Raw genomic sequence first — 10,914 nt, 5'->3', positions numbered from 1 at the left:
TGCACTTCGTCGTAGGGGAGACGAGGGTCTTGCAGGACGGTCAGACCGCTGGTTCGGGTGCGCTGGGCCCGCTGGTTCACGTCCAGCTACAGCAACTACCAAGGGGGGAATTGCGTCGAGGTTGCCGATCTCGCCTCGACCTCCTTCGCAAGCGTGGCCGTTCGCGACTCCAAGGCACCTGACGGGCTCGCGCTTCTGATGGGTCCGTCAGTGTTCGGGGTCTTTGTTCGGGCCCTCAGGTGAGGCGGTACCCGGACTGTCAGGACTGGTTCTCCCGCGTCAAGACGCCCTCCTCGTCGTAGAGTTCGAGGTCGAACGGCAGGCAGAGGCGTGTGAGCAGGGTCGCGAGTTCGTCGAACCGGCCTGGATCGACGACGCCGTTCAGCAGGACGGCGGAGTCGCCGGTGGGCTCGACCTCGAACTGGCACCAGGTGGTTTCGAGCTCGTAGGCATGCCACGAGGTGGACTTCGACTGCCAGCCTGCTCGTACGAGGCGCTCGGCCACGGACGAGGCGTGAGGGCCTGACCGCATCAGACCGCACACGTTGTTGGCGATCTCCAGCAACACGGGGTCGAGGCGCGGGCCTTCATGGGATATGTCCACGGTCGGATCGTCCCCCAACCTGGACCGAGGGGCCACGCATAATTGCGGACCATGGACTTGCGCCCGGAGTTGCTTCCGCCGTCTGTTGGCCGACATCGCCTGGACGAGATGTGCGAGGAGATCGAGCGGATCGCGGGTCTGATCAGTCTCGGTGGGGCAGCCGCTTCCGCGGCTGTCGCCGCCTTCAATGAGCGGACGGGACACGAGTACTCGTTCATCGACTTCACCGAGTACGACGGTTGGCGCAGCCTGCAGGAGTTCGCCACGGAAGCGGCCCGACCCGCATGGCCCAAGGTGCCCGACATCACGCGCGACGAGCTTGTTGAAATCGTGTCCAGGGTCTTGGCGGACGACGCCGAGACCGAGTACTACTTGCAGCTTCTTGAGGTCAACGTGGCGTATCCGCAGGTGTATGGCCTCATATTCCATCCTCCGGCCGAGTTGGAGGACGCCTCGGCCGAGGCGATCGTCGACGCGGTGTTGAGATATCGGCCGATCGCGTTGTGACGTGTTCGGACCATGCGGCCTAAGGTCAGTCCACCATGACCGAATACACCACCTACGGCACCCGCACTCACAGCGCGAGCGAGCTGGCTCAGGTTGTCACCAGCAGCCTTGGGCTGGCCTTCGTCGAACGCGACAGTGACTACCGCGGCGTCTACTACAAGGCCGACCGCCCCGATGGGCGCGTGGAGATCCAGCCGAACCTCATTCCCGGTGATGACGGGGAAGACGACCTCTACGCGTCAGAACACCCGACGGTGGGTGTGCTCCTGCTGACCAAGAACTCGGCTCCTGACCCGGTGCTGCAGGCACGCCTGGAGTCAATCGACGGGCTCGTCCTCCTGGATCGCAAGTCCTGGTGAACCGACGTATATCTGCGCCACGCTCCGACGGGGCGGCATCCCATGATCTTCATCCGCGCTCCGCGCTGCCCGGTCGGGTGTCACGGCCGCCGCGTTTCCTCCTGGTCGGGATGTCGGCGTTGCTAGCCGTCGTTGCTCTCAGCGATCTGTTCGCCGTCTATGCCGGCGTCCGGCTGTACACGCTTATCGACGAGGACGGGGGCTTCGCCTTCACGCCGCGGCAGGCGATAGATGATGCCGAGGCGCTCTACCGGACGGCAGGACAGGTCCAGGGCGCCACGTTCCTCGCCTGTGCGATCGGGTTCATCGTCTGGTTCTTCTGGATGCGTCGCTGCGCCGGGGTACTTGGGCCGGACCGGTTCCGTAACGGTCCCGGCTGGGCGGTCGGGTGCTGGTTCGTTCCGGTGGTGAATCTCTGGATGCCCTACCGGGTCGCAGTCGACATGTGGGGAGCCAGTACGCGGCTGCCGGGCGATGGTGAGCCGTACAAGGTCTCCTTCTGGCCGGTGAACCTGTGGTGGGGTCTGTTCGTCACGACGACCCTGTTCCAGCGGTATGCCGGGCAGCGTTACGAGAACGCCGACGCCCTCTCGGAGATCCGGGACGCCGTGCTCCAGGTGATCGTCGGCGACATTCTGGAAGTCGCCGCCGCGGCGGCCGCGGTGTACTTCGCCTTCCGGCTGACGGCCATGCAGCGGCTGAAGGCTGCCGAGGGGCCGTACGTCTCGGGTTGAGAGCCGACCGGGGGGCGCATGGCGCGTGCGACTGATTCCGCATGAGTCCGCTTCGGCGGAACCGGCCGCGCTCGGCTACGCCAGGAAATCGCCTTTGGGGTCCTCGCACATCCTCCGCAGCACCACCCCGCACCGCCGCGCATACGCATGCTGCAACCCCCGCGTAGCCGCCCCGCCCGCCTTCGCATACCACTTCGCCGGGCGGCTGAAGGCGGTTATCGTCAGCCAGACCGTGCCGTCGCCCGTGCGGTCGACGACGAAGGCTTCCTCGCCGGATTCGGGGTGGCCGGGGAGGGTGCCGTAGGCCCAGCCGGCCCGGCGGGGTTCTTCGACCGTCCAGACGATGCGGCAGGGGGCCTGGAGCAGGCCCAGGCCGACCGTCACGTCCACGCCGGGGGCGGCCTGCGGGGCGTCCGTCGTGATCTTGACGCCCACCGCTCTGTGGAGGTCCCAGGTCAGGACCGCCTGGGATGCGGATTTGAAGACCTCCTGGCCCTCGCCGATGCGGCTGCGGACGTGCAGGGGATGGAAGCCGGGTGGGCACCGGCCGTCGCGGGTCGCACCCACGTCCTCGTACGTGTAGGGCATGGGAACCAAGAGTAGGGCGGTACCCGGGAATGCCTTCGTTCCGGGTACCGCCCACGCTCAACTATTCGGCCGTCAGGCCACGTTGACCGCGGACCAGGCCGCCGCCACCGCCTTGTACTCCGCGCTCGCCGTGCCGCCGTACAGTGCCGACGCCGCGTTCAGCGTCGCCGTACGGGCGCCCGCGTACTTCGTCGTGGACGTCATGTACTCGGTGAGCGCCTTGTACCAGATCTTGACCGCCTTGTCGCGGCCGATGCCGGTGACCGTCGAGCCGTTGGAGGTCGGGGAGTTGTAGCTGACGCCGTTGATCGTCTTGGCGCCGCTGCCCTCCGAGAGGAGGTAGAAGAAGTGGTTCGCCGGGCCCGAGGAGTAGTGGACGTCGATGCCGCCCAGGCTGGACGACCAGCTGTCCTTGGACGCGCCGTCCTTGCTCGGCTTGTCCATGTAGCGCAGCGGAGTGCCGTTGCCGTTGATGTCGATCTTCTCGCCGATGAGGTAGTCGCCGACGTCGGACGCGTTGGCCGCGTAGAACTCCACCGCCGTGCCGAAGATGTCGGAGGTGGCCTCGTTCAGGCCGCCCGACTCACCGCTGTAGTTGAGGCCCGCGGTGTTCGACGTGACGCCGTGCGTCATCTCGTGGCCCGCCACGTCGAGGGACGTCAGCGGCTTGCTGTTGCCCGAGCCGTCGCCGTACGTCATGCAGAAGCAGCTGTCGTCCCAGAAGGCGTTCACGTACGCGTTGCCGTAGTGGACGCGGGAGTAGGCGGCCTTGCCGTCGTTCTTGATGCCGCTGCGGCCGAGGACGTTCTTGTAGAAGTCCCAGGTGGCCTGGGCGCCGAAGTGCGCGTCGACCGCGGCGGTCTGGGTGTTCGAGGCCGCGCCCGTGCCCCAGGTGTCGTCCGCGTCGGTGAAGAGGGTGCCGGTGCCGGACGTACCCCGGTTGAGGTTGTACGTCTTGTGGGCGCCGCGGGACGTGTCGTTCAGCTGGTACGTCGAGCCCGACAGCGAGGTGCCGATGGTGACCTTGCCGGAGTACTGGCTGTTGCCGGTGCCGGTCTGGATCGCCTCCCACTCGTACAGCTTCTTGCCCGTCCGCGCGTCGGTGACGACATGCAGCTGCTGCGGGGTGCCGTCGTGCTGGAAGCCGCCGACGACCGTCTCGTAGGCCAGGGCCGGCTTGCCGTCGGCCGCCCAGACGACCTTGCGGGGGGCCTTGTCGGCCGCCGACTTCTTGCTGCCCTCGGCCTGCGCCGCCTTCAACGCCTGCTTCTCGGCAGTGGACTTGGCGATGTCCGGGGTGACGTCGGAGACCTTGATGGCGGCCTTCGTCGCCTTGGTCACGCCCTGGGTCCTGCCGGCCTTGGTCTCGTGGACGACCAGGTCGCCGCCGAGGACCGGGAGTCCGGCGTACGTGCGCTCGTACCGGGTGTGCGTCGTGCCGTCGGCGTCCTTGACGACGTCTCTGACGACCAGCTTCTCCTTGGCACCGAGACCTATCTCGTCGGCCGTGTCCGCCGTGGCGGCGTCGGCCTTCTGGATGAGGCTCGTACGTGCTGCCGCGGTCAGCTGGACCGGCGCCGCGGCGAGGGTCGTCCCGCCGGACTGCTCGGCCGGGGACTGGGCGGAGGCACCGGTGGTCAGACCGGTGGTGAGCAGGGCTCCGGCCGCGACAGCGGTGGCGATGGCCAGAGTGGTGCGCTTGTGACGCGCGTAGAGGGGGGTCACACAAGCTCCTTCGTGGGGGGTGTCCGACTGGCATGGGGGGACCGGTCGGGCGGTTGTGAAGTTGCGGTGCGGGTGTGCCGTAAGCGGTGATGCGAGGTGAACGTTGCCAGTTGAGTCCTGTACATGTCAGCGGGGCGAATAAAGGTTGGCCGGAAATCGTCCGCTGCCCGAAGATCCGCGTACGGATTGCGGACTTGATCGCGGGCAAAGGCCTGGCAAAGGGTGGGAAAGGGCGTCGTAAGGCGGCGGCAATGCCGTGGCAAAAACGGCGCCGCCCCGGGGAGTTGGATCCCCGGGGCGGCGCCTCGTGTGTGCGTGCCTGAGCGAGCCCGTGCGGCTGGGACTCACCCGCGTCGGCTACGCCTGCGGGAAGGTGATCTTCCAGCCATTGATCCTTCCGGTGTCCTGCGCCGCCTGGTCCTGGACCTTCAACTGCCAGGTGCCGTTGGCGACTTCGGAGGACGCGTTCACCGTGTACGGCTCGGTGACGTTGTCCGCCGAGTCCGAGGAGCTGAAGGGCTTGAGGCGGTAGCTCGTGCCGTCCGGCGCCACCAGGTCGACCACCAGGTCACCGCGCCACGTGTGCGTGATGTTCGGGGTGACGACCAGGTTGGCGGGGGCGTTGCCGGCCTGGCCGGTGACCGTGATCGACGACGTCACCGCCGCTCCGTTGTCCGGAATCGATACGGCCGTCGTGCTCTCGAACGACGTGCCGCCGCCCCCGCCACCGGGCCGGATGCCGACGTTGATGCCGGCCCACGCGTTCTGCACCGCCGTGTACTCGGCGCTCGTGGTGCCGTACAGCTCACCCGCGACCGCGAGCGTGCCGGTGCGGGCCGCCGCGTAGTTGGTCGTCGAGGTGAACTTCGTGGTGAGCGCCTTGAACCAGATCAGCGCGGCCTTCTCGCGGCCGATCCCGGTCACCGGCAGACCGTCGGAGGTCGGCGAGTCGTACGAGACGCCGTTGACGGTCTTGGTGCCGCTGCCCTCCGAGAGGAGGTAGAAGAAGTGGTTCGCCGGACCCGAGGAGTAGTGGACGTCGATCGAGCCGATGCCCGAGTACCAACTGTCCTTGGACGAGCCGTCCTTGCTCGGCTTGTCCATGTAACGCAGCGGCGTCCCGTTGCCGTTGATGTCGATCTTCTCGCCGACCAGGTAGTCGCCGACGTCCTGCGAGTTGCCGGCGTAGAACTCGACGGCCGCCGCGAAGATGTCGGAGGTCGCCTCGTTCAACCCGCCCGACTCACCGCTGTAGTTGAGGCCCGCGGTGTTGGAGGTGACGCCGTGCGTCATCTCGTGCGCGGCCACGTCGATCGACGTGAGCGGCTTGGCGTTGCCCGAGCCGTCGCCGTACGTCATGCAGAAGCAGGAGTCCTGCCAGAAGGCGTTGACGTAGTTGTTGCCGTAGTGGACGCGGGAGTACGCGCCGACCCCGTCACCGCGGATACCGCTGCGGCCCTGCACGTTCTTGTAGTAGTCCCAGGTCAGCGCGGCCCCGTAGTGGGCGTCCGCGCCCGCCGTCTCCAGGTTCGACGCGGCTCCGTTGCCCCAGACGTCGTCGGCGCCGGAGAAGAGCGTGCCGGTGCCCGACGTACCGCGGTTCAGGTTGTTCGTCTTGTGGTTGCCGCGCGTCGTGTCCGTGAGGTTGTACGTCGACCCGGACTGGGCGCTGCCGAGCGTCACTGAGCCGCTGTACTGGGTGTTGCCGGTGCCGGTCTCGACGCCCTGGTACTCGAAGAGCTTCTTGCCGGTGGCCGCGTCCGTGATGACGTGCAGCTCGTTCGGGGTGCCGTCGTGCTGCAGCCCCCCGACGACCGTCTCGTACGCGAGGCTCGGCGTGCCGTCGGCCGCCCAGATCACCTTGCGTGCGCCGTCCGCCTCGGTCTTCTTCGAGCCCTCCGCCGAGGCGGCCTTCAGGGCCTGCTTCTCGGCGACGGCGGGCTTCACCGCCGCGCTGGTGGTGATGCCCTTGAGCTGGGCCTTCACCGCGCGCGTAACGCCTTCGGTCTTCCCCGACTTGGCGGTGTCGACGACCAGGTCGCCGCCGAGGACCGGGAGTCCGGCGTACGTACGCTCGTAGCGCGTGTGCACCGTACCGTCGGCGTCCTTGACGACGTCGCGGACGACGAGCTTCTCCTGGGCGCCCAGACCGAGTTCCTTCGCCGTGTCCGCCTTCGCCGAGTCGGCGTCACGGATCAGCGCCGCGCGCTGGGCGGGGGAGAGCTTGACGGCCAGCGAGCCCTTGTCGAGCTTGCCCGGGGCGGGTTTGGTGTCGGCGGTGGCGGCGCCCGTCTGGACGGCCGCGGCGAGCAGGGCGGCGACGGCGACGAGCGCGCCGGCGGCGGCCTTGCGCCGGGTGGAACGGGAGGCGAACGAGGAACGGGAGTTACCCACGGTCTGAGCAGTGCCTGCGGTGTGGGAGGTGCGTCTGTGGGAGGTGCGTCTCAACACGGACTCCTTCTGCGTGGCCGCGGATCGCGGATCGCGCGGCCAGGGGGGACCGGACGGTTGGGATCCGTCCGGGCAGAACAAGGCGGAACGCGGAACCACTTGCATGGGGCACGTGCGGGCGTGCGTGGGGGGTCCACCACGGCACAGCGGTTCTTGTGGGGTTGCTGTGGAGTGGTCGTGGGAAGAGTGGCAGGAGATTGCGCTCTCTGTCAGGTGCGCATCAAGAAGTTGGCTGGAAACGGTTCGTTGTCCGGGTAGTCATGTTCGGTATACGGACTCGTTGCCAGGTGGACGGCCCACGCAGGCTCAGGCTCACCAAGAGCCGGGCTCATGAAGGCCGTTGGCCGGGAAGCCCCGGCCGCTCCCCGTGCCACGAGTGCCACAGGGACGCGTACGCACCGTCGGCGGCCACCAGGCTGTCGTGGGTGCCCAGTTCGGTCAGGCGGCCGTCCTCCATCACGGCGACCCGGTCCGCGTCGTGGGCGGTGTGCAGGCGGTGGGCGATGGCGATGACGGTGCGGCCTTCGAGGACGGCGGCGAGCGCTCGCTCGGTGTGGCGGGCGGTCGCCGGGTCAAGGAGGGCCGTGGCCTCGTCGAGGATCAGGGTGTGAGGGTCTGCCAACACGACCCGGGCCAGGGCCAGTTGCTGGGCCCGGGAGCCGTCCGCGCGGTGGGGGCTGTCGGGCCCGAGCTCCGTGTCGAGGCCGTCCGGCAGCTCCTGGACCCAGTCTTCGGCGCCGACCGCCGCGAGGGCCGCCCACAACTCGGCGTCACCGGCGGAGGGTTCGGCGATGAGCAGGTTGTCGCGGACCGTGCCGAGGAACACGTGGTGCTCCTGGGTGACGAGGACGACCTGCCGCCGCAGCTGCTCCGGGTCGAGGTCGACGATCGGCACCCCGCCCACCGTCACCGATCCGGAGCGCGGCGCGTCGATGCCCGCCAGCAGCCGGCTCAGGGTGGTCTTCCCGGCGCCGGAGGGTCCGACCACGGCCAGCCGTTCGCCGGGGCGCACGGTCAGGTCCACCCCGCGCAGGACCTCGCCCCCGCGGTCGTACGAGTAGCGCACATCCGTCACGTCGATCCGGTCGTCCGCCGGGGCCGGGGAACCGGACGGAACGGCCCGCGGCGCCCGGCCGAGGCCCTCCACGCGGGCGAACGAGGCGCTGCTGGCCTGCAGTTGCTCCACCCGCATCAGGACCTGGTCCAGCGGCGATTCGAGCTGCCGCAGATACAGGGCGGCCGCGACCACGGCACCCAGGCTCACCGTGCCCCGTTCGTGCAGGGCTCCGCCGACCAGCAGCACGACGGCCACCGGGAGCACGAACGAGATCTCCACGGTCACGAAGAACACGGTCCGCAGGTACAGCGTGTACAACCGGGTGCGCCGGGACGTCTCCAGGGCGTCCCGGCTCGCGGCGATCCGCCGCCGCTGGAGTCCGAACGCCTCGACCGTGCGCCCGCCGGACGCGGTCGCCGTGAGGATCTCGGCGACCTCCGACGTGGCGGCCCCCTCGGCGAGATAGCCGGTGCGCGCCCGGCGCAGATACCAGCGCAGCGCGAGCCAGATACCGGCCTGCGCGAGCACCGCGCACGCGCCGAGCAGTGGGTCGAGCGCGAAGACCGCGCCGAGGAGGAACAGACACTGGACCGAGGAGATCAGCAGCTCCGGGCCGGCGTCGCGCAGGGTCGTACCCACCGCGGAGACGTCCGCGGTGCCCCGGGCCGTCAGATCGCCCGTGCCCGCCCGCTCCACGACCGAGGCGGGCAGGGTCAGCGTCCGCTCGACGAACTCCTCGCGCACCCGCGCCAGCGTCCGCTCCCCGAACCGGTACCCCACGTACCGGGCGCCGCGCGCCAGCAGCAACTGCCCCAGCGCGCACACCAGGATGACCAGTGCGAGGCGGTCCACGACGGCCACGCCGCCACCGGCCCGGACCTCGTCGATGATGCGGCCGAGCAGCCACGGACCGACCAGACCGGCAGCGGCGGCCAGCGCGTTCAGGACGAGCACGACGGCGAAGGCGCGGCCGTCCGCGCGGATCAGCCGGCCCGCGGCCCTGCGTACGTCGGCCGGTTCGGCGACCGGCAGCTGCGCGGTCATCGCACGGCCTCCTCTGCGTCCAGATCCGATGCCGCGGTCAGGTCCGACTCGTCGGCGTCCGTGTCGTCCACACTGTCCACACCGTCCACACCGTCCGGGTCGTCCGGGTCGTCCGCGTCGCGGGCCACCAGCGCGCGGTATCCCGGCTCCCCGTCGAGGAGTTCCTGGTGGCCGCCGACGGCCGCGACCTTGCCGTCGACCAGGTAGTACACGGTGTCCACCTGGTCGAGCACGAGCGGCGAGGTGCTGGTCACGACCGTCGTGCGGCCCGAGCGCGCCGCACGCAGCCGCGCCGCGACGGCGGCCTCGGTGTGCGCGTCCAGCGCCGAGGTGGGCTCGACCGCGAGCAGCACCTCGGGGTCGGCGAGCAGCGCCCGCACCAGGCGTACGCGCTGCCGCTGGCCTCCGGAGAGACTGCGGCCCTGCGCGTCGACGGCCGAGTCGAGCCCCTCCGGCAGCCCGAGCACGACGTCGTCCGCCACGGCCGCGTGCACCGCCCCGGCGACGGTCTCCTCGTCGGGGTCCCCGCGGCCGGAGACCAGGTCGCGCAGGGTGCCCGCGAACAGGTCGGCCTCGTTGTCCGCGACCAGGATGCGTGCCCGGACCTGTGGCAGGGCGATCGCGTCGAGGCGTACGCCGCCCCAGGTCGCCGCCGACGCGGTGTACCGGCCGAGCCGGTCGACCACGGCGGCGGACTCCGCCGGACGGGCGCCGACCAGCGCGGTCAGCCTGCCGGGCGCCACCCGCACGCCGGACCGCGGATCGTGCAGTACGGAGGGTTCGGCGGGCGCGTCCACGGAGGTGCGGCCCGTCTCCATCGGCTCCAGGGACAGGAACCGTACGACGCGCCGGGCGGCCACCACACCCCGGCTGAGCTGATAGCCGCACTCGACGAAGAAGGCCACCGGCGCCACCAGGACCGCGACATAGCCGTACACGGACACCAACTCGCCGATCGTGATGGACCCTTGAGCGGCGAGCCGGGCCGCCAGCCACGTAACGACGGCCAGGAACACGGTCGGCAGCCCGACGCCGAGCGCCTGGATCCAGCTCGTCACCGACCCGACCCGGTACCCCTGCACCCGCAGCCGCTGCGAGTCACGGCGGAAGGCGTCGGCGAACAGCCCTTTGCCACCAAGGCCGTTGAGGACCCGCAGCCCGCCCGCGAGATCGCCGATCCGCGCCGTCAGCACGCTCTGCCGCTCGCGGTACTCCGTCTCCGCGCCCCGCAACCGCCCCATCAGCGGACCGACGAGTACGACTATCACCGGCACCCCGAGCAGCACCACCGCGGCCAGCGGCAGCGAGACCGACAGCAGCATTCCGGCCACGACGGCGTAGGCGACGGTCGCGCCCACGCCCGGGCCGACCACCGTCAGGGACTGGCTGATCGTCTGCACGTCACCGACGCCGATGGTGACGACCTCCCCGGCCGCTGTCCGGCGCGACAGCGTGGCGCCCAGCCGGGTCGCCTGTCCCACCACGAGCTTGACCGACCGGAAGTTGGCGTCCATCCGGAGCCTGGTCATCGTGCGGTGCCGCATGATGCTCACCCAGGAGTTGAACACCCCGACACCCAGCAGCGCGGCGGACCAGCCGGCCAGCACCGCCTGGTCGCCCGGTTCGAGGCCGTCGTCGATCGCGCGGGACAGCAGATACGGCGTCAGCGCCATCAGCACCATCCAGACGGTGCCAAGCAGCGCCCCCGCGGCGGCCCGGCCCGGCTGCCTGGCGACCAGCCACCAGAGATACCGCGCTCCACCGCGACAGTCGGGCGTGCCCGGATCCTCGTACGCGTCAACCATTGGCCCCATCCCGTGCCGTGCCCGTGCGCCCGTCCGGGCG

At 69.9% G+C, this 10,914-nt stretch carries 10 protein-coding genes; 4 read left to right on the top strand and 6 right to left on the bottom strand.

Annotated features, from left to right (window positions below):
- Window positions 1–57: 57 nt before the first annotated feature.
- The gene (locus tag QF035_RS17715) at window positions 58–243 is read left to right on the top strand and encodes a DUF397 domain-containing protein (RefSeq protein WP_307521310.1); all 186 of its coding nucleotides are present in this window, start codon (window positions 58–60) and stop codon (window positions 241–243) included.
- A gap of 16 nt (window positions 244–259) precedes the next feature.
- On the opposite strand, the gene QF035_RS17710 is transcribed toward QF035_RS17715, so the two are convergent.
- Window positions 260–604: a hypothetical protein gene (locus QF035_RS17710; RefSeq protein ID WP_307521309.1), complete on the bottom strand. Its 345-nt coding sequence runs from the start codon at window positions 602–604 to the stop codon at window positions 260–262.
- 51 nt (window positions 605–655) lie between these two features.
- Here QF035_RS17710 and QF035_RS17705 point away from each other — a divergent pair, with 51 nt between their 5' ends.
- From QF035_RS17705 to QF035_RS17695, 3 genes are all read left to right on the top strand, one after another.
- Window positions 656–1,111 (top strand): hypothetical protein, encoded by a 456-nt coding sequence (locus tag QF035_RS17705; RefSeq protein ID WP_307521308.1) that lies wholly within the window; start codon window positions 656–658, stop codon window positions 1,109–1,111.
- 35 nt (window positions 1,112–1,146) lie between these two features.
- Window positions 1,147–1,470, top strand: coding sequence for a hypothetical protein (locus QF035_RS17700; protein ID WP_307521307.1), 324 nt, complete (start codon window positions 1,147–1,149; stop codon window positions 1,468–1,470).
- Window positions 1,471–1,580: 110 nt separating this feature from the next.
- Window positions 1,581–2,204 carry a DUF4328 domain-containing protein gene (locus tag QF035_RS17695; protein ID WP_307521306.1) on the top strand — a complete coding sequence of 208 codons (624 nt, stop codon included), beginning with the start codon at window positions 1,581–1,583 and terminating at the stop codon, window positions 2,202–2,204.
- Between the two features lie 75 nt (window positions 2,205–2,279).
- On the opposite strand, the gene QF035_RS17690 is transcribed toward QF035_RS17695, so the two are convergent.
- The 5 genes from QF035_RS17690 to QF035_RS17670 all read right to left on the bottom strand — a co-directional run bounded on the left by QF035_RS17690 (window position 2,280) and on the right by QF035_RS17670 (window position 10,874).
- Window positions 2,280–2,792: a DUF1990 family protein gene (locus tag QF035_RS17690; protein ID WP_307521305.1), complete on the bottom strand. Its 513-nt coding sequence runs from the start codon at window positions 2,790–2,792 to the stop codon at window positions 2,280–2,282.
- A gap of 72 nt (window positions 2,793–2,864) precedes the next feature.
- The gene (locus QF035_RS17685) at window positions 2,865–4,517 is read right to left on the bottom strand and encodes a M4 family metallopeptidase (RefSeq protein WP_307521303.1); all 1,653 of its coding nucleotides are present in this window, start codon (window positions 4,515–4,517) and stop codon (window positions 2,865–2,867) included.
- A 357-nt stretch (window positions 4,518–4,874) separates the two neighbouring features.
- Window positions 4,875–6,911, bottom strand: a complete 2,037-nt coding sequence (locus QF035_RS17680) for a M4 family metallopeptidase (protein ID WP_307521302.1) — start codon at window positions 6,909–6,911, stop codon at window positions 4,875–4,877.
- A gap of 385 nt (window positions 6,912–7,296) precedes the next feature.
- Window positions 7,297–9,069, bottom strand: a complete 1,773-nt coding sequence (locus QF035_RS17675) for an ABC transporter ATP-binding protein (RefSeq protein ID WP_307521301.1) — start codon at window positions 9,067–9,069, stop codon at window positions 7,297–7,299.
- Window positions 9,066–10,874: an ABC transporter transmembrane domain-containing protein gene (locus QF035_RS17670; protein ID WP_307521300.1), complete on the bottom strand. Its 1,809-nt coding sequence runs from the start codon at window positions 10,872–10,874 to the stop codon at window positions 9,066–9,068. The genes QF035_RS17675 and QF035_RS17670 overlap by 4 nt, the downstream gene beginning before the upstream one ends.
- Between the last annotated feature and the right edge of the window lie 40 nt (window positions 10,875–10,914).

The sequence above is a fragment of the Streptomyces umbrinus genome (genome assembly GCF_030817415.1).
Lineage (GTDB): Bacteria > Actinomycetota > Actinomycetes > Streptomycetales > Streptomycetaceae > Streptomyces > Streptomyces umbrinus_A.
The sequence above is the reverse complement of the archived record's forward strand: the minus strand, read 5'-3'. Positions and strand labels throughout refer to the sequence as shown.

Bases quoted from the DNA above. Each gene is read 5' to 3' on its own strand.
- QF035_RS17705 (WP_307521308.1), top strand. From the start codon at position 656: ATGGACTTGCGCCCGGAGTTGCTTCCGCCGTCTGTTGGCCGACATCGC.
- QF035_RS17700 (WP_307521307.1), top strand. From the start codon at position 1,147: ATGACCGAATACACCACCTACGGCACCCGCACTCACAGCGCGAGCGAG.
- QF035_RS17695 (WP_307521306.1), top strand. From the start codon at position 1,581: ATGTCGGCGTTGCTAGCCGTCGTTGCTCTCAGCGATCTGTTCGCCGTC.
- QF035_RS17690 (WP_307521305.1), bottom strand. From the start codon at position 2,792: ATGCCCTACACGTACGAGGACGTGGGTGCGACCCGCGACGGCCGGTGC.
- QF035_RS17675 (WP_307521301.1), bottom strand. From the start codon at position 9,069: ATGACCGCGCAGCTGCCGGTCGCCGAACCGGCCGACGTACGCAGGGCC.
- QF035_RS17670 (WP_307521300.1), bottom strand. From the start codon at position 10,874: ATGGTTGACGCGTACGAGGATCCGGGCACGCCCGACTGTCGCGGTGGA.